We start from the raw sequence: 23,523 nt of genomic DNA on the forward strand, positions 1-23,523 counted from the left end.
CCTGCCCGAGCTCGGCGTCGAGCTTGCGCGCCTGGTCGAGGTCGGCCTCGGCGCAGGGCCGCCCGGCCATGCCGCACAGGGTCAGGGCGAGCTGGTCGGCCGCCAGCGGCCACGGCCACGGGTGGTGGTGGCCGGCGGCCAGCAGCCGGACCGCGAACCGCCAGAGGATCCGGGCGAGGACCACCTGGGCGGTCACCGGCCCCGACGGCGGGGGCACGGGCGTGATGGGGGCGAACCGCTCGCCGTCCCAGACGAGGTTGTCCGCGGGGGCGTCGCCGCCGTCCTCCACCCACGCGGCCAGCTCGGCGAGCAGCTCGCGCACCGCCCGCACGTCCTCGCGGGCGCACGCCTCGACCAGCAGCTCCTCCACGATCCGGCCGCGCGGGATCGGCCGCTCCGTGCCGTCGGGCAGCCGCCTGGTGGTGGTCGCCGTCACCTCGTGCACGGCCCGCCCGACCTCGACGAGCCCGGCGGGCAGCGGCACCGCCCACGCTCCCGGTCCGGCGTACGCGCTGGACGGCCCGACCAGGTCGGCGAAACCATTTTCACCCGAGGGCGCGGCCGGATCCACGGACGGCGCGGGCGGATCCGAGGGTGGCGCGGGCGGATCCACGGACGGCGCGGGCGGATCCGAGGGTGGCGCGGCGGGTCTGGTGGCCACCGCCAGCCAGAGCGGGGCCAGCGGCTCGCCCAGACCGTGCCGGAACGCCAGCCTCGTCAGGCGCAGCGGGTCGGCCACCAGCATGGTGTCGCCGCCGCGCGCCGAGAGAGGGACCGTGAGCGCCTCCGGGAGATCCCGGGCGAGCAGCTCGCGCCCGAACAGCGCGCGCGGGGTCGCCCGCCCCGGGTAGGCGGCGTAGCGCCTGCCGGGTTCGAGCCCGGCCGACGCCAGCGCCGTGTCCAGGGCGCCGGGCCCACCGGGGTGGCTGGGGTCGAAGCCGTGGGGTTCCCAGTGGCCGTCCGCGCCCTCCCTGTCGGGCGGCCTGGCCTCGACGAACCGGTCGATCCCGAGATCGTTCGGCACCGCCAGCACGAGCCCGCCGCCGGGCGCGACGAGCCCCGCCAGCGCCTCGAACGACTCCTGCCAGGAGGGGGGCTGCTCCTCGGCGGAGTGCGTGCGGCCGAGGCCGTCGAGCGCCAGGACGAGGTCGTACGGCGCCTCCCCGGCGAGCGCGCGCAGCCTGCCGCAGTGCACGACCAGCGAGGGGTGGCGTTCGCCGAGCGCGCACGCGTCCGGATAGGAGCGGACGAGGAGGTCCGTGGACGCCGCGCAGGCGGCCACCGCGCCGATGAGGCTCCCCGAGTGCGGGCCCGCCAGCAGCACCCGGCCGTCGTCCGGGACCAGCCGCCTGACCAGCTCCAGCCCCACGCCACGCCAGTCGGTGACGTCGTCCGCGTCGGACCACAGCAGCATCTCGCCACCGATCAGCCGGACGTTGCCCGGTGCCTCGTTCATGCGCATCGCACCCGCTTCCAGCCGAACATTCGCAGTAGCTCCTCCGGTGTCGCCTGATGGTCGAATCCCAGCTCGCGCCGCGCGGCCTCGGCGGCCAGGCCGGGGTCGACCCGCTCGCCGTGCAGCTCGGGCCAGAGCCTCATCCGCCTGGCCGTGCCGCCGTACTCGGGCCGTTCGCCCTCGAACTGCATCGGGTCGCCGTAGACGGCGACGTCGCAGCCGACCGAGGCGCCGTAGAACAGCGCGCTGCCGAGCCGGTTGGAGGCCACCCTGCGGTGGCCGCGCAGCTCGACGAGCTGCCCGCGCAGGAAGTCGCGGCCCCTGCCGTCCCAGCGTGACCCACGGTCGCCGTGGCAGACGACCCGGAAACCGGCCGACTCGTACGCCCGCCGGATGTCCGGATTGGCGAACTCGAGCCAGTAAAGGCACACCGTCACCGGCCCGTCCTCCACTTGGCGGATTTCGGCGGCGAGCCTGCCGTGGTCGCCGCTGACCGCGTTCTTCTCCCATCCGTGAAAGGGATACCAAATGGTGCCCCGGCGTTCTTCCTCCGGAATCCGGCCGAGGTCGGGCTCCAGGTCGAGCAGGTAGATCCAGGGCGCTCCGACGAGGTAGTGGCCTCTGCGCCCCATGGACCATCCGCGACGTCTGAGCACGTCACTCCAGATGAAGCGGGGATATCCCGGGCTGCACCAATGGTCGTTCGGCGGAAAGCCGTGCAGATAGTTCCAGCCGTGTTGGAGGAATCCCTGTATTCGCCGGGGCGTGTCGTCCGCCAGCCCGCAATATCTGCCGAGTATGCGGGAGTGACCGTACCAGTGATTGGATTCGTCCATCATTCCCCCTGTAGCGGTTGGCGCGCCCCATCCGACATTCCCAGCCCCACTCGCGCACCACCCGTCGTTATACGGTTCCATTACTCACGACGGGGTCTCGGTTTGAGCCATGCGGGATCAGAGCTACACTACGTCTCGGTTCGACCACAGAGAGTGAGTGACCATGACCCACCTCGATCGGCTGCGCTATGTCTTCCGCGTCTCCCTGGGCCTTCCGGACGACGCCGACGTCGACGATCTCGAATACCGCGCGATCCCCCAGTGGGACTCCTTGGCCCACATGGCCCTGGTCGCCGCGATCGAGGACGAGTTCGACACCATGATCGACACAGACGAGATGATCGACATGAGCTCGTTCGCGAAGGCGGTCCTCCTGCTGGAGAAGCATGGCGCCGACGCCGCCTCCTGACCCGCGCGTCGCCCTGGTCACCGGCTCGACGACCGGCATCGGGCGGGCCGTCGCCGTCGCGCTGGCGGCGGCGGGCCACGAGGTCGTCGTGCACGGGCGCGAGCAGGAGAGGGCGGCCAAGGCCGCGGCCGAGGTGGCCGCCGAGACGGGCGGCCGGGCCGGTTCGGTCCACGGCGACGTCGCCGAGCCCGGCGCGGTCTCGGCCATGATGCGCGAGATCCGCAGCCGCCACGGGCGCCTCGACGTCCTGGTGGTCAACGCGGGCGTCCACGAGGCGGGCCTGCTCGGCATGACGCCCACCACCGCGGTGTCCCGGCTGTTCGAGGTCAACGCGATGGGCGCCACCCACACCCTGCAGGCGGCGGTCAGGCTGCTGCGCCGGGGCACGAGCCCGGCCGTGGTGCTGGTCTCCTCGATCATGGGACTCCGGGGGGCGCCCGGCCAGGCGGCCTACTCCGCCACCAAGGCCGCGCTGCTCGGGCTCGCCATGGCCGCCGCCAGGGAGCTCGGCCCCGCCGGGATCCGGGTCAACGCCGTGGCCCCCGGCTACATCGACACCGGCATGCTCGCCACGCTCGACGAGCGGGCGCGGGCGGCGACCGTCGCCGCGACCCCGCTCGGCCGCCTGGGCAGGCCGGACGACGTGGCCGCCGCCGTCGCCTTCCTGGTCTCCGAGCAGGCGTCCTTCATCACCGGCCAGGTCGTCGGCGTCGACGGCGGGCTGGTGCTGTGAGGGCCGACACTATGGATGGATCTTCCATGGATGCTTTCCCGTACCCCCAGGCGCGGCTCGTCGTCGCCGGGGAGCCGGCTGTGCTCGCGGGCGACGAGCTGGCCGCCCGGATCGAGCGGGCCGCGCGGTTCCTGACCGGCCTGCCGCCCGGTCCGGTGTTCTGCGGCATGCGCAACGACCTGACGTCCGTGGTGCGCTATCTCGCCGCCATGCGCGCCCGCACGCCGGTCGCGCTGCTCGACGCCGACCTGTCCCCCGGCGCTCTCACCGGGCTGATCAGGCGGTTCAGGCCCACCGCGCTGTTCGGCTTCGCGCACGCCGTGGAGGGCACGCCGCGGGGCCGTCGCGAGGCCCCCGATCCCCATCCCGACCTGGCCGTCATGCTCGCCACGTCCGGCTCGACCGGCAACCCCAAGCTCGTGCGGCTGGGGCGGCGGGCCGTGCTGGCCAACGCCGAGGCCATCGCCACCGCCCTCGCCATAGGCCCCGGCGACGTCGCGCCGACCAGCCTCCCGCTCCACTACAGCTTCGGCCTGTCGGTGCTCAACAGCCACCTGGCAGCCGGCGCCACCGTCGTGCTGACCGACGCGGGCCTGCTGGAGCGCTCGTTCTGGACCCATCTCGACCAGCACGGGTGCACGTCCCTCGCAGCCGTGCCCTACCAGTACGAGATGCTCCGCAGGCTCCGCTTCGACCCGGCCGAGCACCCCCGGCTCACCACGCTGACCCAGGCGGGCGGGCGGCTCCGCGACGAGCTGGTGCGCGAGTTCGCCGCCAAGGCCGGCCGCTTCTTCGTCATGTACGGCCAGACCGAGGCGACCGCCCGCATCGCCGTCCTGCCGCCCGAGCGGCTGGCCGACAAGCCCGGCTCCGCCGGCCAGGCCGTGCCCGGCGGCCGCCTGACCGTCGACTCGGGCGAGGTCGTCTACCACGGGCCCAACGTGATGATGGGCTACGCCGAGTCCGCGGCCGACCTCGCCCGCGGCGACGACCTGGGCGGCGTCCTGCGCACCGGCGACCTCGGCCACCTCGATGACGAGGGCTTCCTCTACCTCACGGGCCGGGTCAAGCGCATCGCCAAGATCTTCGGCGTCCGGGTCAACCTCGACGACGTCGAGGGGATGCTGCGCGACTGCGGCCCGATCGCGGCGACGAGCGGCGACGACCGGGTCACGGTGTGGGCGGAGGGCCTCGACCGCGACGGGTGCGCCCGCCTCGCCCGCCGGCTCGGCACGGAGCTGCGGGTCCACTGGAGCGGGTTCGACGTGCGCGCCGTCGACCGGCTGCCCCTGCTCACCACGGGCAAGATCGACTACCGTGCCCTGGAGTCACGCACATGACCCCCGACGACGCCCCCACCGCCACCCCGCCCGTCCCGCATGCCGGGCTCCTCTCCGTGCGCGCACCCCGCGCGTGGAGTTCCGGGTGCCAGGGCCCCTCACACCGGTCGCGGGCAACAGAGCGGACGGCCGGCATGCCCCCGGGAGCGCGGGAGGTCGGGGGGTGAGTGTCTTCACCCTGACCGAGGCCGAGCGGGAGGCGGCGCTGTTGCCGCGGCTGGTGGCGTTGACCGAGCGGCACCGGCGCTCGTGCCCGCCCTACCACGGGATCCTGGAGGCGATCGGGTCGGCGGGGCCCTACGCGCGGGTGGCCGACCTGCCGTGGCTGCCGGTGCGGTTGTTCAAGACGCACGAGTTGCGCAGCGTGCCGGAGGAGCAGGTGTTCAGGGTGCTGACCTCCAGCGGCACCACCGGCCAGACGCCGAGCCGCGTCTACCTCGACCGGGAGGCGGCGGCCACGCAGCCGCGCATGCTGGCGGCGACGCTCAGGGTGGTGCTGGGCGAGCGGCGGCTGCCGATGCTGATCGTCGACAGCCGGTCGGTGACCCGCGACCCCACGCTGAGTGCCCGGGGGGCGGGCGTGCTGGGCATGATGCACTTCGGCCGCGACCACACGTTCGCGCTGGACGAGCACGGCCGGCTCGAAGGCGTGTCGGTCGAGCGCTTCCTGGCGCGGCACGGCGGCGAGCCCTTCCTGATCTTCGGGTTCACCTTCATGACCTGGCTCCACCTGCGCGGGCTCGGCCTCGACCTGTCACATGGCGTGCTGATCCATTCCGGGGGCTGGAAGAAGCTGGCCGAGCAGGCCGTGGACAACGCCGAATACCGCAGGCGACTGGGTGAGGAGTGCGGGCTGACGCGCGTCCACGACTTCTACGGCATGGTGGAGCAGATCGGCACGATCTTCCTTGAGGGGCCCGACGGTGACGGGCTCTACTGTCCCGACTTCGCGAACGTGGTGATCCGCGATCCCGAGACCTGGGAGGAGGCGCCGCCGGGCGTGCCAGGGCTGATCGAGGTGGTGAGCACGCTGCCCACGTCCTATCCGGGGCACGTGCTGCTGACCGAGGACCTGGGGGTGGTGCACGGGGTGGACGACGGAGCGTGGCCGGGCAAGCGGTTCTCGGTGCTGGGGCGGCTGCCCCGGGCCGAGGCGCGCGGGTGCAGCGACACGTTCGGGCAGGCGGTCGCCTGATGACCGGCCTCGGTGGGGGTCCTCCAGTGAGGGGCGGCGGTCGGGTGCGCTCGGCCGTCGCGGCGGATCCGGCTGAGGGGACGCTGGACCTGGTCTTTCCGGCCGGGGGGCGGGTTCCGGTCACCAGGCTGCTCGGTGAGGTGGCGGGTGCCGGGGGTCTGGGGGTCGGGGATGAGCGGGTCCGTGACTTTCTCGGGGCGTTCGGGCGGCGGCTGCTGAGCCCGGCACTGGCTCGCCGCCATCCCGAGCTGGCCTCGCTCGGGTTCTTCCTGCGGCCCGGCGAGCTGGCGCGCGTCCTCGACGGGGTTCGCGGCGGCCAGTCGGTACGGGTGCCACGCGGGCTGGTGTTCCACATCCCGCCCGCGAACGTCGACACCGTCTTCGCCTACTCCTGGGCCCTGTCGGCCCTGATGGGCAACCGCAACGTCGTGCGGCTCTCCCCGAGGGCGGGCGCGGTGGCGTCGGCGATCGTACGAGCGCTGCGGGAGACGCTCGACGCGTGCGATCCGGAGGTGGCCGGGGCGGTGGCCGCGACCCAGCGGATCGTCTCCTACGACCGCTCCGACACCGTCACCGCGGCCCTGTCCGCGGCCTGCGATCTGCGCGTCGTGTGGGGTGGTGACCGGACGGTGCGGGAGGTCCGCCGACATCCCCTGGCTCCGCACGCTCGCGACCTGGCCTTTCCCGACCGGTCCTCGTTCACGGTCGTGCTGGCGCCGGCGTGGCTGGCCGCGCCGCCCGCCACGCGCGAGGCGGTGGCCGACGGCTTCGCGAACGACTCCTACTGGTTCGACCAGGCCGCCTGCTCGTCACCGCGGACCGTGTTCTGGGTGGGGTCGCGGGCCGCCGACTGCGACGCGGCGCGCGACGACTTCACCTCCTGCCTGGCGCTGGCGGTGTCGCGGCGGGGCTGGACGGTGGACGCCGCGATGGCGGTGGAGAAGCGGGTCGCCACGTACGGCCTGGCCGCCGACGGCGCGGCGCGGTCGGTCGGATTCCACGGCAACGCCCTGGCGAGCGTGGTGCTGGCCGGAGCCGAGGCGGCTCCCCGGCGCTGGCTCGGGGCGGGCACGTTCGCGCACGCCCGGCTGGGCTCGCTGGCTGAGCTGGCCGGGCTGGTGGAGCGGAAAGACCAGACGATGACCCATTTCGGCTTCTCACGGGGCGAGCTGGAGGAGCTGGCGGGCGTGCTGGCGGGGCGCGGCGTCGACCGGATGGTGCCGATCGGCAGCGCGCTCAGCTTCCACCGGGTGTGGGACGGCGTCGACCTGCCCGCCGAGTTCACTCGCCTGGTCACCGTTCTCCCCTGAGGCAGGACAGGCGCGGCGACACGCGGGTGTGGGGCCAGCAGGAGTGATGCTTTCGCCATAAGGTGGCACTTGTGGTGATTCACGGCTTACTGGCGCTCTCTCTGGTCATCAGCGGCGCTCCGGCCACCGGCGCCCGAACCGGCGCGCAGGCCAGAGTGGACTGCGCGAAGGTCAAGTGCATCGCCCTGACCTTCGACGACGGCCCGGGGAAGCAGACGCCGGCCCTGCTCGACGTGCTGAGGAAGGAGAAGGTCAAGGCCACCTTCTTCCTCATGGGCAAGCGGGTGGAGCGCCATCCGGCCATCGCCAGGCGGGCCGCGGCCGAGGGGCACGCGCTGGGCAACCACACGTACGGGCATCCGTCGCTGCCGTCACTGCTCGACGACGAGATCCTGGACGAACTCGGCGTCACCCAGGCCATCATCCGCGAGAAGACGGGCAAGCGGGTGACGATGTTCCGCCCGCCGTACGGGCACACGGACGACCGTGTGCTGCGCGTCGCCGGGGAGCAGGGGCTAGCGCAGGTGATGTGGACGGGCACGACGCTCGACTGGGACCTGCGCGACACCGCCAGGATCAGGTCGGCGGTGCTCCGCCTGGCCAGGCGTGACGGCGTGATCCTGCTGCACGACACGGTCCCGGAGACCGTCAAGGCCATGCCGTCGATCGTCAAGGAGCTGAGAAAGCGCGGCTACCACCTGGTCACGGTCCCGGCTCTTCTCGGCGGCGAGAGGCTGGAGCCAGGGGTGAGCTACCCCTAGATCGCGGTAGTTTGCCCAAGCGGGGGTGAGTGTCCCGGCAGCCGGGATTGGAGTCATGCAGACGGAGACCGCGAAGTCATCGCGATGGGGGACGCTCGCGACCTTCCTCACCATCCAGGCCGTACTCGTGTGCTGGTGGGTCGCCTACTATCCGGGCCTGTTCAGCCGGGACTCGGTGCTGTACCTGAGCCACACCGTCGTCGGCCCCTGGGTGAGCGACCATTCGGTCGTCTACGACGCGCTGCTGTGGCTCAGCATCCGCGTGACCGGCGACCTCGGCCTGGTCACACTGCTCCAGACCACGGCCATGGCCGCCACCCTCACCTACCTGGCCTGCGCGCTCAGGGCGCTCGGCGCTCCGCCTCGGTCGACCACGGCGGTCGCCGTCCTGATGCCGTTCCTGCCCGCGGTGGGGGCGTTCTCGGTCGCGCTCTGGAAGGACGTGCCGTTCACGCTGTGCGCGGTGGCCATCGCGGCTTCGTGCGCCGGCATGGCGGCGGCCCGGACCGTCACCGCGCGGCGGCTGGCCGGGCTCGGCGCGCTCATGACGGCGCTCGGGCTGTTCAGGGCGAACGGCTTCCTGATCGTGGCGGTCGCCGTCGTCGTGCTGGTCGTCGTGGTCAAGGCCATGAGGGTACGGCTGGCGCTGGTCGGCGTGGCGGCCGCCGCCCTCCCGCTCCTTCTCGGCAACCTGGTCTTCCCGCACCTGGGCATCGCGGCCCCGTCGAGGACGTACGTGTACCACACCGCCTTCGGCGACATCGCCGTCCTCTACCGCGACCACCCGGAGCTGTTCGCGCCACAGGACCAGGCCCTGATGAGCGCCGTGGCGCCGCTGTCGAGGTGGACGGAGGGCGGCACCTGCCACACGATCAACCCGCTGATCTGGCGGCGCGACTTCAGCTGGCAGCAGGCCGACGCGCGCGCGGGCGACCTCCTGGACCTCTGGCGGCGGCTGCTCCTGCGGCAGCCCCGCCTGATCGTGGACGCGCGGCTCTGCAGGGGTGAGATCGCCTGGAAGATCACGCAGGACGAGTGGGCCGTCGGCGGGCAGACCTATCACTTCTCCCGCAGGCCGTCCGCCGAGACGTACGTCGGCCCCGCCAAGGTGCCCGACTTCCCCGAGCGGGCGGTCTTCACGCTGCGGCCGAAGTCGCACGAGCTCTACCGGGTGGCCGACTCGTGGCTGCTGGCCGCGGCGGAGCCGCGCTACGACTGGCTGCTCTGGCGGGGCGCCCTGTGGTCGTACGTGACCTATCTCGCCGTCGGCCTGGGGGCGTGGGCGCTGCGCAACAGGTACGTGCCCGCCGTCGCGGCGGTGGTGGCCGGGCAGCAGCTCGCCATCCTGGCCAACATCTCCGCCCAGGACTTCCGTTACATGGCCGCGCCCATCTACATCGGGATGCTGCTCCTGCCGCTGCTCGTGGGCAGCGTGGCGCGCCTGCTCCCACGGCGCGGCGAGCGGCACGAGCAGGCGGCCACGCCGGTGGAGCGCTAGTCCCCGCAATCGGCATCCCGGCACAGCAGCGCGCGTCCCCTCTGGGGCGGGCGCGGGCCTTCGCCACGGAAGACGCACGAATCGACGAAGAACTCCTCAGGTATAACTGACGCGTCAATCAGAAGGGATCCCATGACGCAGGACACACCGCGGCGGCGGAGGGGGCGCCGGTTGCCGAGCGCGGAGGAGCTGCGGATCTGGCGGGACTTCATCGAGACGGCGGAGGCACTCCGCTCCGAACTCGCGTCGCGGCTGCAGAGCGAGTCCTCGCTGTCTCAGGGCGACTACGCCGTACTACTCGCCCTCAGCGAGTCGCGGGGGCAGCGGATGCGCTCCTCCGTGCTCGCGGCCCACATCGGCTGGGAACGCAGCCGCCTGTCCCATCACCTCGCCCGCATGGAGCGGCGCGGGCTCATCCGCCGCGAAGAGTGCGCCACCGACAACCGCGGAGCCGAGGTCGTGCTCACCCCGACCGGCGCCGAGACATTCCAGGGTGCGACAGTTCCGCATCTGCGCGCCGTCCGCGAACTCTTTGTCGACGCGCTGACACCAGACCAGCTCCCCGCGGCAGGCAAGATCGCCGCGACGCTCCGCGCGCATCTCCGTTCGTCCCGCCGGGTCGATGCCGACGATCTCCCAGACAGTGGACGCGGCGACCTCGACGCCGACAACGAGTAGCTCACCGTGGATGCGCCGGCAGCCCCCAGCCACCGTTCTCCCGCGCCGAACGGCCGGGCGGCGCTACTCGGCGGCGGTGAAAGACCAGGCGAATGACGTGCGCTACGGGCGATCCGCGAGGCGAGGCGCTCCGGCTGGAGCGCCACTGTAAGACCGGGGGCGCCACGCGGGTGGAGCGTCAGGCGGTGGCGGCGGCCTGGCGGGCGTCGTACCTCTGGCGTGAGGCGGCGACGCAGGCGCTGTGGCGGTGCGACCAGTTGGTCAGCGTCAGCATGGCCTCGTACAGCTCCAGCGCCATCGGCGTGGCCTGGTATTCGACCTTGGGCGGCACCGTCGGGTAGACCGTGCGCTCCAGCAGGCCGTCGCGCTCCAGGTTGCGCAGGGTCAGGGTGAGCATGCGCCGGCTGATGCCGTCGATCAGCCGCTCCAGCTCGGTGAACCTGATCGGGCCATTCGCCGCGGCGACGATGATCTGGATCGGCCACTTGCCGGAGATCCTGTCGAGGATGTCGCGCGGCGGGATCGGGCAGATGCCCTGGGCCAGCAGGGCCTGGGCGTCGTCCAGCGTCTTGAGCTGGTCTGGTACAGCGGTGTGTCCCTGGGACATGAAAGTGCCTTCTTCCGCGGGACCTCGATGGTCACACACCATGACCACTGTTACAAGTCGTTCCCTTAAGGAAGTCCGGCATGAAGAACAAGTGGGCCGCGCTCGCGCTGCTGGCCACCACCCAGTTCGTACTGATCCTCGACCTCACCATCGTGAGCATCGCGATGCCGCCCATCGGGGCGGAGCTGCGCCTGACACAGCAGGACCTGTCCTGGACGACCACCGCCTACTCGCTGGTGTTCGGCGGGCTGCTGCTGCTCGGTGGGCGGCTTTCGGACTACGCGGGACGCCGCAGGGTCTTCGTCGTCGGCATGGCGCTGTTCGCCGCGTCGTCCCTGGTGGGCGGTCTGGCCACGGCGGGCGGGATGCTCGTGGCGGTGCGGGCCGTACAGGGCCTGGCGGGAGCGCTGGTCGCGCCCGCCGCGCTGTCGCTGGTGATGACCGTCTTCAGGGACGACCCCGCGCTCAACAAGGCGATGGGTCTGTGGGGCGCGGTCGGCGGGCTGGGCGGTTCGGCGGGCGTGGTGCTCGGCGGCCTGCTCACCGACTGGTTCGGCTGGCGGTCGGTCTTCTTCGTGAACGTGCCCATCGGCGTCGCCGTCGCCGTGCTGGCCGTCGGCCTGCTCCCCGCCGCGAGGTCCGCCGAGCGCCCCCGCGGGTTCGACGTCGCGGGCGCGATCACCTCGACCGGCGGGCTGGCCCTGCTCATTTACGCGCTGGTGGGAGCCGCGGAGGCGGGCTGGATCTCGGCCCGGACGCTCGGCACGGGCGTGCCGGCCGTCGCGCTGCTGGCCGCGTTCGCCGTCATCGAGCGGCGCTCGGCGAACCCGCTCATGCCCCTCGGCATCTTCCGCCGCCGGCGGCTGCGGGCGGGCAACGCGCTGATGTTCCTGGTGGTCGCCGCCATGCAGCCGGTGTTCTTCATCCTGACGCTCTACACCCAGACGGTCCTCGGCTACAGCGCCACCGAGTCGGGCCTGTCGCTGGCCGCCATCGCGATCACGATCGCGGTCACCGCGTCGACGCTCGGCGGCAGGCTGCTCAGCAGGTACGGCCTGCGGGCCACCGCGGCGACCGGCATGGCGTTCATCACCGTGGGCGCGGCCCTGTACCTGGGCCTGGACGTCGACGGCGGCTTCCTGACCGACATGCTGGCCGGCGAGCTGCTCACCGGTTTCGGCTTCGGGCTGCTGGTGACGCCCGCCACGGTGGCGGCCACGTCGCAGGTGCGGGCCGCGGAGGCGGGGCTGGCCTCGGGGCTGTTCAACGTGACGCAGCAGGTGGGCATCTCGGTCGGGGTCGCCGCCCTGGTGACGATCGCGTCGAGCGTCACCGGCGGCGCCACGTCGCCCGAGGCGCTGGTGGCCGGCTATCGGGTGGCGATGCTGGTCGCCACGGGCCTGTCCGCGGCCGGGCTGCTGGTCGCGCTCACGATGCTCCCCAGCCGCCGCCGGGCCGCCGCGGAGGACGCGGAGGACGCGGCAGCCGCGGAGACGGTCACCGCGGGCGCCTGACGGCTATTCCCACTCGATCGTGCCGGGCGGCTTGCTGGTCACGTCGACCACCACCCGGTTGACCTCGCGTACCTCGTTGGTGATGCGGGTGGAGATGCGCGACAGCACGTCGTACGGCACGCGCGCCCAGTCGGCCGTCATCGCGTCCTCGGAGGTCACCGGGCGCAGCACCACCGGGTGACCGTAGGTGCGGCCGTCACCCTGGACGCCCACGGAGCGCACGTCGGCGAGCAGCACCACCGGGCACTGCCAGATCTCGCGGTCGAGGCCGGCGCGCGACAGCTCCTCGCGGGCGATCGCGTCGGCCTCGCGCAGCAGGTCGAGCCGCTCGCGGGTGACCTCGCCGACGATGCGGATGCCGAGGCCGGGGCCGGGGAACGGCTGGCGCCACACCATGGCGGAGGGCAGGCCCAGCTCCTCGCCGGCGCGCCGCACCTCGTCCTTGAACAGGGCGCGCAGCGGCTCGACCAGCTCGAACCGCAGGTCGTCGGGCAGGCCGCCGACGTTGTGGTGGGACTTGATGTTGGCCGTGCCGGTGCCGCCGCCCGATTCGACCACGTCGGGGTAGAGCGTGCCCTGCACCAGGAAGTCGACGGGGCCGTCGGCCATGATCGCACGCTGTTCGTCCTCGAAGACGCGGATGAACTCGCGTCCGATGATCTTGCGCTTCTCCTCGGGGTCGCTGACCCCGTCGAGGGCCTTCAGGAACCGGTCGGCGGCGTCGACGACGCGCAGCCTGACGCCCGTGGCGGCCACGAAGTCGCGCTCGACCTGCTCGGCCTCGCCCTTGCGCAGCAGCCCGTGGTCGACGAAGACGCAGGTGAGCCGGTCGCCGATGGCGCGCTGGACGATCGCGGCGGCCACCGCGGAGTCGACGCCGCCGGACAGCGCGCAGATCGCCCGCCCCTCGCCGACCTGCCGGCGGACCGCCTCGACGGAGTCCTCGACGATGTTGAGCATGGTCCAGGTCGGGCGGCAGCCGGCCGCGTCGAGGAAGTGCTTCATCACGGTCTGGCCGTGCTCGCTGTGCAGCACCTCGGGGTGGAACTGCACGCCGTACAGGCCGCGCTCGCGGTGCTCGAAGGCGGCGACGGGCGTCTCGCTCGTCGAGGCGGTCACCGTGAAACCCTCGGGGGCGGCGGCGACGCTGTCGCCGTGGGACATCCAGACCTTCTGGGTCGCGGGCAGCCCGGCGAAGATGACGCCCTCGCTCAGGACGTCGAGCCGGGTGCCGCCGTATTCGGCGACGCCGGTGCGGGCCACGTCGCCGCCCAGCGCCTGGGCCATCGCCTGGAAGCCGTAGCAGATGCCGAACGTCGGCACGCCGGTCGCGAACAGCCCGTCGGGCACGGTCGGCGCGTTGTCGGCGTAGACGGAGGAGGGGCCGCCGGACAGGATGATCGCCTTGGGATCCTTGGCCAGCATCTCCTCCACCGGCATCGTCGAGGGGACGATCTCGGAGTAGACGTGGCACTCGCGCACGCGCCTGGCGATCAGCTGCGCGTACTGCGCGCCGAAGTCGACCACCAGCACTGTGTCGAACTCAGACACCGAGAGAACCCCCCAAAGGCGAATGCGGTGCCTCTCAGTGTATCGGCAGCACCCGTGGACCGGAGATGGCTAGGCGCGCAGCCCAGGCAGGCCGCCGGACAGAAGTGTCTCGGTCTGCAGGCGCAGGCTCTTCTCGTACTCGGGGTGGGTGAGCAGCAGGAAGCGCTGCTCGCGTACGGCGTCGACGACCATGCCCGCGACCTCGGCCGGGTCCATGCCCTCGCCGACCGCGGCGTCGATCCTCTCCTGCGCCGCCAGGTCGTCGGAGCCCGCCGGGAGGGCGTCGGGCGCGAGGGCCAGGTCGAGGGGGCGTACGCGCTCGGAGTGGTTGATCCGGGTGCGGACCGCTCCCGGGCAGAGCGCGGTGACGCGGAGCTTGGAGCCGCTGACGATCAGGTCGTGGGCGAGGGCCTGGGAGGCGGCGAGCGCGGCGTACTTGCTGACCGCGTAGCCTCCGGCCCAGGGGGCGGCGAACAGGCCGGCCACCGACACCGTGTTGACGATGTGGCCCTCGGTGTCCTGCTCGATCATGCGCGGGACGAACGCGTTGACGCCGTGGAGCACACCCCACAGGTTCACGCCCAGCACCCAGACCAGGTCCTCGCGCGTGCGGGTCCACAGGTGGCCGCCCTGGAAGACGCCCGCGTTGTTGCAGAGGAGGTGGACGGCGCCCAGCTCGCCGAAGGCGCTGTCGGCGAGGTGGAGCACGGACTCCTCGTCGGACACGTCGGTGATCTGGGTGAGCACCTTCGTGTCGCCGGCCAGCAGCGCCGTCTCCGCCAGCCCGCCCGGATCGACGTCGGCCAGCATCAGCGTCATGCCCTCTGCCGCGAACCGCAGGGCGAGGGCCCTGCCGATGCCGCTCGCCGCGCCCGTGACGACCGCGACCTTGCCGGAGAGTTCTCGCACCCGAAGCCTCCCTAGCGCTCGGTTCGACGCTACAGGATCGGGCCCCTGAGTCCAGGGCGGTTACCCGATCAGGTTCTGCCGATCCCAGGGTTCGCATTGGCGTCGTGGCGCACGGTGACCCAGGCCGGTAACCGTTAACATGATCGCGCCCTTGATACGGCAGGATTTCTCGCAAAGCGGAGTGCTCGCGCGATGGTTGGCAATTGGCGGCGATGGCCGGCGGGCGCGCTCGGCTGCCTCATTCTGTTGGGGCCTCAACATACGGGCACGGCGTTCGCGGATTTCTCGGCCACCACGTCCACGACCGGCAAATGGTCGGCCGCCACGACGTTTCCCGACGGCAATCTGATGGCGTGGGACCGCAACGACAGCGGCCAGCTCGGCCTCGGCGACACCACCGACCGCACCTCCCCGGCGCAGCTGACGGGCCGCACAGCGTCAGTGGTCGCGACCGGCCCGGATTCTTCCACAACACTGGCCATTACTTAGTCCACTTTTACGCGGATAGCCCAATTGCCATGGTTTTCGAGAGGGATGATCGCAATGCAGGTACGGCCGGGAAGACGAAAATAGGGGCAATGTCGCAATTCTTGGCGATTCCCGTGGGGCTCCTGCTGAGTGGAATTCTCGTGTGGCAGGCCTCGACCGCCGCCTTCGTGGGTGTGACCGGCAACTCGGGCAACAACGCCACCCCGGCGAACGACATCAGCCAGTACGTCGACCTGACGATCGAGGAGGGCACCGGCGGCACGTTCGCGAACTGCGCCGGCTTCACCCCGAACGGCGCGGCCACCTTCACCGGCACCCTGGCCACCCTCACCTCGACGAGGACGAGCTACGCCAACGGCCTCGGACCGTGGGCGCTCGACGGCACGCCGCCGGACACGCTCAGCTTCCGCATCACCTGGACGTTCGACGCCGCCGCTCCGCCGGCCGCGCAGAACGGCTCCACGCCCAACGTGGCCTTCATCTGGGAAGCGCAGAGCTGACCGGGCCAGGCATCCGGCAGCCCAGATGAACCCGCCCGCACCAGCCGTACGGCGCGCGTCCCCAGAGGGCGCGGGCCGTACGGCGCGCCCGCGCGTCAAGTGGGTCCGGCTCGCCTGCTCGCTGGCCGGGCGGGCCGCGCTGGCGACCCTCGCCGGGCTGCTCGTCTGGTCACAGCTCCCCGCCGTGCTGCCCGGCTGGCGGACCTCCGTCATCCTGACGGGGTCCATGGGCCCGCAGATCAGGCCGGGGGACGTCGTCCTGTTCGCGCAGCGGCCCGCCCACACCATCAAGGCCGGCGCGGTGGTCCTGTTCCCCCACCCCACCCGCCCGGACCGGCTGCTCTCGCACCGGGTGCACGAGGTCCGGCGGGACGGGAAGATCATCACGGCGGGTGACGCGAACGCGCGGCCGGACGCGACGCCGCTCGACCCCCGCGACGTGCTCGGGCAGGGCCGGCTGCGCGTGCCGTGGATCGGGCTGCCGGTGGTGTGGTGGCAGCGGGGCGAGCGAGGCGGCGACCCGGACGAGCCAGGCGACGCCCCGGAGCGGCCGGACCAGCCGGACCAGCCGGAGCGGCGCGGGCGTCAAGCTCGACGGTCTAGACGGTGGCGACCGCGTCGAGCAGGGCCTCCAGGGTCCGGTCGTCCGTGGCGGGCGCCATCACCGTGACGCGGAGGTGACGAACTCCGTTCAGCTCGGTCGAGGTGAGGTGGAACGCGCCGTCCCGCATCAGGAGCTCACGGAGCCGGGCCTGGTCCGCCTCGCCGTACCTGAAGCAGACGATGTTGCTCTCCGGCTCGTACGGAAGCTCGAAGCCGGGGCGGCGGCGCGCGAGCTCCCAGAAGCGGTGGGCCGTGGCGTACTGCCTGTCCACGTAGTCGCCGAGGCCGTCCTCACCCCGCCAGGCGAGGTTCATGAAGATCTTGAGGCCGAGCTCGGCCTTGGTGCACTCGACGGTGCGGTTGATGAGATCGAAGCCCTGGTCGCCGTAGAAGAGGTAGCTGGCCTCCTGCCTGAAGGCCGCGTCCAGGTCGCTCTCCCGGCGGACGAGGACGGCGGCGGCCAGTGAGGAGGTGCGCAGCATCTTGTGGGCGTCCCAGATGACCGAGTCGGCCAGTTCGATGCCGTCGAGCAGGTGCGCGTGCCGCCGGCTGAGCAGGGCGGAGGCGCCGTGCGCGCCGTCCACGTGAAACCAGGCGCCGTGCTCGCGGCACCACTCCCCGACGGCCCGCAGATCGTCGTGGAGGCCGGTGCCGGTCGCGCAGGCGGACGCCACCAGGGCCATCACCCTTCGTCCCGAGACGTCCGGCAGGCGGGCGGCGTCTATCCGGCCGAGGGAGTCCGTCTCCAGCGGCACCAGCGCCCGCTGCCCGAGCCCGAGGATCGAGGCCGCCCGCGAGATCGAGTAGTGCGCGGAGGGCGGCGTGAGGATCACCAGGTCGTCCGGCACGCCGTCCTCCCAGGCGTCCGGCGCGGCCCGCGCCCGCGCGGCCAGCAGCGCGGTGAGGTTGGCGAGCGAGCCGCCGTGCGTCAGCACCCCGCCCCCGGCCGGGAACCCCACCTTGGCCAGCATCCACCGCAGCACCTCGAACTCCACCGTGGCCGCCGCCGCGCCCATCTCGTAGATGGCCATCGGGTTGTTCGTGGCCCCGTGGACGAAGTCGGCGAGCGCCGCCGGGAAGTCGGGTGAGGCGCTCTGGTGCCCCAGGTAGGCCGGGTGGTGCAGCCTGGTCCCCTCCGCGAGGAAGACGCGCAGGAACTCCCGGTACGTGCCCGGCGTCATGCCGCCCTTCTGGATCAGGTCCCTGAGCCCAAGCCGGTCGGCCAGTTCCCGCGGCGGCCTGCGCCTGACCACCGGGACGGCCCCGCGCTGGCTCTCGTCCACGTACTCGGCGAGCGCCTTCACGGTGACGCCGGCCGCCTCGGTGAACTCCTGGATGTTCCACATACTTCGAAATGGTGGTTGATACATCGACGTACGGCTACCATCACCGAATCGGAGGGAGATGATGGTGCATAACGCCGAACCTGATGCGGTGGACCTGGCGATCCTGGCCGAGTTGCAGAACGACGCCCGGCTGCCCAACAAGGACCTCGCCGAGCGCCTCGGCGTCGCGCCCTCCACCGCCCTCGAACGGGTCCGCTCGCTGCGCCGCCGCGGCGTGATCACCGGGTTCCGCGCCTCGGTCGACACGGCCAGGCTGGGCCGGCCGCTGCAGGCGCTGCTCGCCCTGCGGGTGCGGCCGCACACCAGCCAGCTCGTGGACCCGCTGCGGGCGTTCGTGCTGGGCCTGCCGGAGACCATCACCCTCTTCCACGTCGCGGGCACCGAGGACTTCCTGGTGCACGTGGCCGTGGCCGACGCCGACCACCTGCACCGGCTGGCGCTGGAGAAGTTCCTGACCCGGCCGGAGATCGTGCACCTTCAGACCACGCTGATCTTCAAGACCGAGCATCAGCCCATCCAGCGGCCATCCGAGATGTGACAATGATCCGCATGTCGCTCCGGATCACCACGCTCGCCGAACGCCCCGGCTTCGCCGCCGCCCTCTGGGAGATGGAGCACGGGTGGCAGGTGTTCATGTTCAACGACCCCGTCGCCGACCTGTTCTACCCGATCGCGGACCGGGCGTACGCCGACTACGTCCTGGTGGCCGACGACGACGCCGAACCCGGGCGGCTGGTGGCGCGCGCCTGCATGATCCCGTACACCGCGAAGGACTCCGAGCTGCCCGACGGCGGGTGGGACGCGGTGATCCGCCAAGGCTGGCTGGCGCGCGAGACGGGCGTCGCGCCCGACAGCGTCTCCGCCCTGGAGGTCACCGTCCGCCGCGACCTGCTCGGGGCGGGGGTATCGCCGCGGATGGTCGCCGCGATGCGCCAGCACGCGGCACGGCGAGGCTTCGCCGAGCTGGTCGCGCCGGTCCGGCCCAACCAGAAGCACCTGGAGCCGCACACGCCGATGGAGGAGTACGCCTTCCGCACGCGGGCCGACGGCCTCCCGTACGACGCGTGGCTCCGCGTCCACGTGCGAGCGGGCGGGCGGATCGTCAAGGTGGCGCCCCGCTCCATGGTGGTCGCGGGCACGCTCGCCGAGTGGCGCGAGTGGACCGGCCTGCCGTTCGACCGCACAGGCCCGGTCGAGGTGCCGGGCGCGCTCGGCCCGGTGCACTGCGACGTCGCGCACGACCACGCCGTGTACGTCGAGCCGAACGTCTGGGTCAGGCACCCACTGCGCTGACGACCGGCGCCCCGGGGGTGACGTTAGCCTTACCCTCCTGGGGGCAAGCGCTCGGCATGGTTCAGGAACCGAACACCACACCACCCGAGCAGACCCAGCCGTACCCGGGACGGACCGGCGACATGGCACCCGAGCCGCGCGACGAGATGCGCGACTACGAGGGGCGCGACCTGCTGGCGGGCAAGCGGGCGCTGATCACCGGAGGCGACTCCGGCATCGGCAGGGCCGTCGCCGTCGCCTTCGCCAAGGAGGGCGCCGACGTCGCCATCGCCTATCTCAGCGAGCACGAGGACGCCAACCACACCAGGAAGCTGGTCGAGCAGGCCGGACGGCGCTGCGTCCTGCTCCCCGGCGACCTCGCCGACCGCGACCACTGCGCGTCGGTCGTCGAGCAGGCGGTCCACGAGCTGGGCGGGCTGGAGATCGTGGTCAACAACGTGGCCTACCAGGCGCCGGTCGGCTCCCTGGAGGAGCTGACGGACGAGCAGTGGGAGCACACGTTCGCGGTGAACATCCACAGCTACTACCGCGTCACCAAGGCCGCCCTGCCACACCTGCGCGAGGGGGCCGCGATCGTCAACACGTCCTCGATCAACGGCCTGCGCGGGAACAAGACGCTGATCGACTACTCCGCGACCAAGGGCGCCGTCAACGCGTTCACTCACTCGATGGCGCAGAACCTCATCGGCCGGGGCATCCGGGTCAACGCCGTCGCTCCTGGACCCGTGTGGACGCCGCTGATCCCGGCGACGTTCCCGGAGGAGAAGGTGGGCAGGTTCGGCGAGCAGGCGCCGATGGGGCGGGCGGCCGACCCGGACGAGATCGCGCCGTCGTACGTGTTCTTCGCGTCGGAGCGGCTGTCCTCGTACTACACGGGCGAGGTCCTCGCCCCCACCGGCGGAGAGACCCTCCCCGGCTGACACCGATCACGAGCCGGTACGGCGGAGCAGCTCGTCCCGGTGCGCCCGCCAGTCGAGCCCCTTCCCGGCGGCCCACCCGTCGTCGTGGCAGGTCGCCAGATGCCGGGGGTGCGCGTCGCCGATGACCGACACCACGGTGCCGTCCTCCCCCTTGGCGCGCATCCGCTCGACCAGCTCCAGCGCGGCCCACAGCGCCGTGCCCGAGGAGGCTCCCACGGCCAGCCCCGTGACCTCGCGGATCCGCCGGGCCGCCGCCACGCCGGCCGCGTCCGGCACGGGCACGACCAGGTCCACGAGGTCGGGCCGGAACCCTGCCTCCATCCTCGGCCTGCCGATCCCCTCGATCCTCGACGGCATGCCGGTCGCGTAGTCGGGCGCGTCGAGAGTCCAGCCGGGGAAGTACGCGGAGTTCTCCGGATCGGCCACCGCCACCCTCGGCCGTTCCCCCACCCCCGGACCGCCGGGAGCGTCGGGGGCGTCGGAGGCGTCGGGGGCGTCGAGGCCGCCAAGGTCGTCGGCCGCGCCGTGGCGGGCCCGGCGTCCCAGGGTCGCCGACGTGGCGCCGGTGTGCGCGCCCACCACCACCCAGTCGGGACGTGCCTGGGCGAACAGCTCGTCGGCTAGATCGTGCTCGGCCGCCCGCCCGAACTGGTCGAGGAAGTGCCCACCGGCCTCCGCGGCCACCTCGCGGGCCTCGTCGTAGATGGCGAGCGGCGGCGTCACGAACCGGCACTCCCCGCCCAGCTCCTCCACCGGCCGGGCCCGCTCCTCGCTGCGGGCGCCCGGCATGACCACGACGTACGGCAGCGCGAGCCGCCTGGCGAACCACGCCTGCGCCACCGCCGCGTTGCCCCCGGTGGCCTCGACCACGGGAGTGCCCCGCGTGATCAGCCCGTCGAGGACCGCCTGCCTGAACAGCGCCCTGGCGTGCCGGTGCCGCAGGCTGCCCGTGGGCTGCGCCGACTCGTCCTTGGCCAGCAGCCGCACGCCCGGCGCCGCCACGGGCAGCTCGATCAGCGGTGTCGGGTCCCCCGCCTGCAGCAGGTCCAGCGCGCGTAAGTCCCAGCTCACCCCATCAGCCTGCCATGCGCCGCACTTTTCCGGCGCTCACCTGAGCCGTAGCCGCCGCATCGTCTTGAGCGTGGCGCTCAGGACCACCGCCCACTTCTCGTACGGCAGGCCGGCCGGCGGCTCGAAGCCCAGCCAGGACGCCTGCGAGGCCACGGTCTGCGCCTCGGTGAAGCGGAGCAGGCCCTCCGCGCCGTGCCTGCGGCCCAGGCCGGACGCCTTCATACCGCCCATCGGGGCGTCGTAGGAGCCCCAGGCCGAGGCGTACCCCTCGTTGATGTTGACCGTCCCGGCCCTGACGCGGCCGGCGAGCGCGCGCCCGCGCGCGAGGTCGGACGTCCAGACGGAGGCGTTGAGGCCATAGACGGTGTCGTTGGCGAGTGCGACGGCCTCGTCGTCCGTGGCGAACGGGTGGAGGGCCACCACCGGGCCGAACGTCTCGTTGCGGCAGAGCTCCATGTCCTCGGTGACGCCGGTCAGGACCGTGGGTTCGTAGAACAGCGGACCCAGGTCGGGCCTGGGCCTGCCGCCGGTAAGCAGCGTCGCGCCCTTGGCGAGCGCGTCCTCCACGTGCGCGGTGACCGCGTCGAGCTGGCGGCGGGAGGTGAGTGAGCCCATGTCGACCGACCAGTCGTGGCCCGTGCCCAGCCTCAGGCCGCGCACCTGGGCGACCAGGCGCTCGGCGAATGCGTCGAACACGGAGGCGTGCACGTAGAGCCGCTCGATCGACACGCAGAGCTGGCCCGCGTTGGCGAAGCAGGCGCGGATCGCGCCCTGGACGGCGAGGTCGAGGTCGGCGTCGTCGAGCACCACCATCGGGTTCTTGCCGCCGAGCTCCAGCGAGCAGCCGATGAGCCGCTTGGCCGACTCCTCGGCGATCTTCCTGCCGCCGCGCGTGGAGCCGGTGAAGGCCACGTAGTCCGCGCCGTCGAACAGCGTGTCGCCGATCTCGGCCGGCTCGCCCAGCACGACCTGCCAGATGTCGCGCGGCATGCCGAGCTCGGCCAGGAGGTCAATGGTCCACAGCGAAGACAGGGCCGTCTGGGTGTCCGGCTTGTGGACGATCGCGTTGCCGGCGAGAAGCGCGGGCACGGCGTCGGTGACCCCGAGGGAGAGCGGGTAGTTCCACGGCGAGATCAGCGCCACCACGCCCTTGGGCCTGCGCAGCTCCGTCACCCGCGTGGCCACCGGGAAGGCGCCCTGGCGGCGGCGCGGGGCGAGCAGCCGCGGGGCGCGGCGGGCGTAGTAGAGGCTGCAGCCCGCGACGTCGAGCACCTCCTCGAAGGCGTGCTTGCGGGCCTTGCCCGTCTCGTTCTGGACGATGTCGAGGATCTCGCCGCGGCGGTCGAGCAGCGCGTCGTGCAGTCGCAGGAACGGCCGCACCCGCTCGGCGACCGGCCGGGCCGCCCATGCCGCCTGGGCGTCGCGGGCCTTGGCGTAGGCCGCGCTGACGTCGTCGGCACGCGAGACGGGCAGCTCGGCGAGGGGTTCGCCGGTGAAAGGAGTGGTGATCACCTGGGTCTCGCCGCTGGACGTCACGTGCATGACCGAATGATATTCCGGAGTTGCTACCGGTGGGTAGTTTTCCGGGACAGTCGGCAAAGGGCCACAATCCCCTCATGCCTTCCTTCGCTCCGCTCAGACCCGGCGATCCTCAACGGCTGGCGGGCCTGGACCTGATCGGCAGGCTCGGCGAGGGCGGCCAGGGGGTCGTCTACCTGGCCAGAGACGCCGCCGGCACGCATCTCGCCGTGAAGTGGCTGCGCCCGGACCTGTCAGGCGACCGGGTGAGCGTGGAGCGCTTCCTGCGCGAGGTCCAGGTGGCCCAGCGCGTCGCGCCCTTCTGCACCGCGGCAGTCCTGGGCACGGGTGTCGAGCTCGACCGGCCGTACATCGTCAGCGAGTTCATCGAGGGGCCGTCCCTGCAGCGGGTCGTCCAGCAGGAGGGGCCGCGCGCCGGCTCGGCCCTGCAGCGCCTGGCGATCGGCACCGCCACCGCGCTGGCGGCGATCCACCAGGCCGGCATCGTGCACCGCGACTTCAAGCCCGCCAACGTCATCGTGGCCGCCGACGGCCCGCGCGTGATCGACTTCGGCATCGCCCGCGCGCTCGACGCGACCTCGACGATCAGCAGCATGCCGGTCGGCACGCCCGCGTACATGCCTCCCGAGCAGATCATGGGACACCCGGGGGGGCCCGCGGCCGACCTGTTCTCGTGGGCCGGGACGATGGTGTTCGCCGCGTCGGGGCAGGCGCCGTTCGGCAGCGACACGATGCCCGCGGTGATCAACCGGGTGCTCAACCAGCCGCCCGACGTGCGGATGCTGGAGGGGCCGCTCCGGGACGTGGTGCTCGCCTGCCTGGCCAAGGACCCGGCGCAGCGGCCGGCCGCCGAGCAGGTGATCATGCGGCTGCTCCAGCACCCGGTGAGCGGCCCGGGTCTGCCCGCGGGCGGCCCCGGTCATCCGGCGGGCGGGCCCGGCATCCTCGCCCAGGCCGCCGCTGCC

At 72.4% G+C, this 23,523-nt stretch carries 24 protein-coding genes; 16 read left to right on the top strand and 8 right to left on the bottom strand.

Features of this window, described 5'->3' with window-relative positions; translation table 11 throughout:
- Both DQW85_RS13440 and DQW85_RS13445 read right to left on the bottom strand, forming a co-directional pair.
- Positions 1 to 1,456 (bottom strand): class I SAM-dependent methyltransferase (locus DQW85_RS13440; RefSeq protein WP_162794956.1); only part of this gene is annotated, 1,456 nt, incomplete at its 3' end.
- Positions 1,453 to 2,088: a hypothetical protein gene (locus DQW85_RS13445; protein ID WP_240197149.1), complete on the bottom strand. Its 636-nt coding sequence runs from the start codon at positions 2,086 to 2,088 to the stop codon at positions 1,453 to 1,455. The genes DQW85_RS13445 and DQW85_RS13440, both read right to left, overlap by 4 nt.
- A 367-nt stretch (positions 2,089 to 2,455) precedes the next feature.
- On the opposite strand from DQW85_RS13445, the gene DQW85_RS13450 reads away from it, so the two are divergent.
- The 8 genes from DQW85_RS13450 (at position 2,456) to DQW85_RS13485 (ending at position 10,216) form a co-directional block, all read left to right on the top strand.
- On the top strand, positions 2,456 to 2,701 hold the full coding sequence (locus tag DQW85_RS13450; protein WP_113700656.1) for an acyl carrier protein: 246 nt from the start codon (positions 2,456 to 2,458) through the stop codon (positions 2,699 to 2,701).
- The gene (locus DQW85_RS13455; protein ID WP_113700657.1) at positions 2,679 to 3,434 is read left to right on the top strand and encodes an SDR family NAD(P)-dependent oxidoreductase; all 756 of its coding nucleotides are present in this window, start codon (positions 2,679 to 2,681) and stop codon (positions 3,432 to 3,434) included. Before DQW85_RS13450 ends, DQW85_RS13455 begins: the two co-directional genes overlap by 23 nt.
- A 26-nt stretch (positions 3,435 to 3,460) precedes the next feature.
- Entirely contained in the window at positions 3,461 to 4,774 is a 1,314-nt protein-coding gene (locus DQW85_RS13460) for an AMP-binding protein (RefSeq protein WP_113700658.1), read from the top strand.
- Positions 4,775 to 4,937: 163 nt separating this feature from the next.
- Positions 4,938 to 5,969 (top strand): LuxE/PaaK family acyltransferase, encoded by a 1,032-nt coding sequence (locus DQW85_RS13465; protein ID WP_113700659.1) that lies wholly within the window; start codon positions 4,938 to 4,940, stop codon positions 5,967 to 5,969.
- Between the two features lie 44 nt (positions 5,970 to 6,013).
- Complete coding sequence (locus tag DQW85_RS13470) at positions 6,014 to 7,279, top strand: acyl-CoA reductase (protein WP_240197150.1); 1,266 nt, start codon at positions 6,014 to 6,016, stop codon at positions 7,277 to 7,279.
- A 74-nt stretch (positions 7,280 to 7,353) separates the two neighbouring features.
- The gene (locus tag DQW85_RS13475) at positions 7,354 to 8,040 is read left to right on the top strand and encodes a polysaccharide deacetylase family protein (protein ID WP_162794957.1); all 687 of its coding nucleotides are present in this window, start codon (positions 7,354 to 7,356) and stop codon (positions 8,038 to 8,040) included.
- A gap of 55 nt (positions 8,041 to 8,095) precedes the next feature.
- Positions 8,096 to 9,538 carry a hypothetical protein gene (locus DQW85_RS13480; protein ID WP_113700662.1) on the top strand — a complete coding sequence of 481 codons (1,443 nt, stop codon included), beginning with the start codon at positions 8,096 to 8,098 and terminating at the stop codon, positions 9,536 to 9,538.
- A gap of 132 nt (positions 9,539 to 9,670) precedes the next feature.
- Complete coding sequence (locus tag DQW85_RS13485; RefSeq protein ID WP_113700663.1) at positions 9,671 to 10,216, top strand: MarR family winged helix-turn-helix transcriptional regulator; 546 nt, start codon at positions 9,671 to 9,673, stop codon at positions 10,214 to 10,216.
- Positions 10,217 to 10,394: 178 nt separating this feature from the next.
- On the opposite strand, the gene DQW85_RS13490 is transcribed toward DQW85_RS13485, so the two are convergent.
- Positions 10,395 to 10,823, bottom strand: coding sequence for a winged helix-turn-helix transcriptional regulator (locus DQW85_RS13490; RefSeq protein ID WP_113700664.1), 429 nt, complete (start codon positions 10,821 to 10,823; stop codon positions 10,395 to 10,397).
- Between the two features lie 80 nt (positions 10,824 to 10,903).
- On the opposite strand from DQW85_RS13490, the gene DQW85_RS13495 reads away from it, so the two are divergent.
- Positions 10,904 to 12,337, top strand: a complete 1,434-nt coding sequence (locus tag DQW85_RS13495) for an MFS transporter (RefSeq protein WP_113700665.1) — start codon at positions 10,904 to 10,906, stop codon at positions 12,335 to 12,337.
- Positions 12,338 to 12,340: 3 nt separating this feature from the next.
- On the opposite strand, the gene guaA is transcribed toward DQW85_RS13495, so the two are convergent.
- On the bottom strand, positions 12,341 to 13,888 hold the full coding sequence (guaA, locus tag DQW85_RS13500) for a glutamine-hydrolyzing GMP synthase (protein ID WP_113700666.1): 1,548 nt from the start codon (positions 13,886 to 13,888) through the stop codon (positions 12,341 to 12,343).
- A gap of 69 nt (positions 13,889 to 13,957) precedes the next feature.
- Entirely contained in the window at positions 13,958 to 14,797 is an 840-nt protein-coding gene (locus DQW85_RS13505; protein WP_113700667.1) for an SDR family NAD(P)-dependent oxidoreductase, read from the bottom strand.
- 192 nt (positions 14,798 to 14,989) lie between these two features.
- Between DQW85_RS13505 and DQW85_RS13510 the strand changes: the two genes are divergently transcribed.
- The 3 genes from DQW85_RS13510 (at position 14,990) to DQW85_RS13520 (ending at position 16,456) form a co-directional block, all read left to right on the top strand.
- Positions 14,990 to 15,286, top strand: a complete 297-nt coding sequence (locus DQW85_RS13510) for an RCC1 domain-containing protein (protein ID WP_113700668.1) — start codon at positions 14,990 to 14,992, stop codon at positions 15,284 to 15,286.
- Positions 15,287 to 15,375: 89 nt separating this feature from the next.
- Positions 15,376 to 15,786 carry a hypothetical protein gene (locus DQW85_RS13515; protein ID WP_162794958.1) on the top strand — a complete coding sequence of 137 codons (411 nt, stop codon included), beginning with the start codon at positions 15,376 to 15,378 and terminating at the stop codon, positions 15,784 to 15,786.
- A gap of 25 nt (positions 15,787 to 15,811) precedes the next feature.
- Positions 15,812 to 16,456: a signal peptidase I gene (locus tag DQW85_RS13520; protein WP_113700670.1), complete on the top strand. Its 645-nt coding sequence runs from the start codon at positions 15,812 to 15,814 to the stop codon at positions 16,454 to 16,456.
- Here DQW85_RS13520 and DQW85_RS13525 read toward each other — a convergent pair.
- Entirely contained in the window at positions 16,386 to 17,735 is a 1,350-nt protein-coding gene (locus DQW85_RS13525; RefSeq protein WP_162794959.1) for a pyridoxal phosphate-dependent decarboxylase family protein, read from the bottom strand. The genes DQW85_RS13520 and DQW85_RS13525 overlap by 71 nt on opposite strands.
- Positions 17,736 to 17,823: 88 nt before the next feature.
- Here DQW85_RS13525 and DQW85_RS13530 point away from each other — a divergent pair, with 88 nt between their 5' ends.
- From DQW85_RS13530 to DQW85_RS13540, 3 genes are read left to right on the top strand one after another with little or no spacing between them, the layout of a single operon-like run.
- Positions 17,824 to 18,273, top strand: coding sequence for an Lrp/AsnC family transcriptional regulator (locus DQW85_RS13530; RefSeq protein WP_205315097.1), 450 nt, complete (start codon positions 17,824 to 17,826; stop codon positions 18,271 to 18,273).
- An 11-nt stretch (positions 18,274 to 18,284) separates the two neighbouring features.
- Positions 18,285 to 19,028 carry an N-acetyltransferase gene (locus tag DQW85_RS13535; RefSeq protein ID WP_240197151.1) on the top strand — a complete coding sequence of 248 codons (744 nt, stop codon included), beginning with the start codon at positions 18,285 to 18,287 and terminating at the stop codon, positions 19,026 to 19,028.
- Between the two features lie 56 nt (positions 19,029 to 19,084).
- Positions 19,085 to 19,948 carry an SDR family oxidoreductase gene (locus DQW85_RS13540; RefSeq protein ID WP_113700673.1) on the top strand — a complete coding sequence of 288 codons (864 nt, stop codon included), beginning with the start codon at positions 19,085 to 19,087 and terminating at the stop codon, positions 19,946 to 19,948.
- A 6-nt stretch (positions 19,949 to 19,954) separates the two neighbouring features.
- Here DQW85_RS13540 and DQW85_RS13545 read toward each other — a convergent pair whose 3' ends face one another.
- On the bottom strand, positions 19,955 to 21,019 hold the full coding sequence (locus tag DQW85_RS13545) for a PLP-dependent cysteine synthase family protein (protein ID WP_113700674.1): 1,065 nt from the start codon (positions 21,017 to 21,019) through the stop codon (positions 19,955 to 19,957).
- Between the two features lie 36 nt (positions 21,020 to 21,055).
- Complete coding sequence (locus tag DQW85_RS13550) at positions 21,056 to 22,561, bottom strand: succinic semialdehyde dehydrogenase (RefSeq protein ID WP_113700675.1); 1,506 nt, start codon at positions 22,559 to 22,561, stop codon at positions 21,056 to 21,058.
- A gap of 74 nt (positions 22,562 to 22,635) precedes the next feature.
- Here DQW85_RS13550 and DQW85_RS13555 point away from each other — a divergent pair.
- The coding region (locus tag DQW85_RS13555; protein ID WP_162794960.1) for a serine/threonine-protein kinase at positions 22,636 to 23,523 on the top strand (888 nt) is incomplete at its 3' end.

The organism is Nonomuraea lactucae, from assembly GCF_003313395.1.
Lineage (GTDB): Bacteria > Actinomycetota > Actinomycetes > Streptosporangiales > Streptosporangiaceae > Nonomuraea > Nonomuraea lactucae.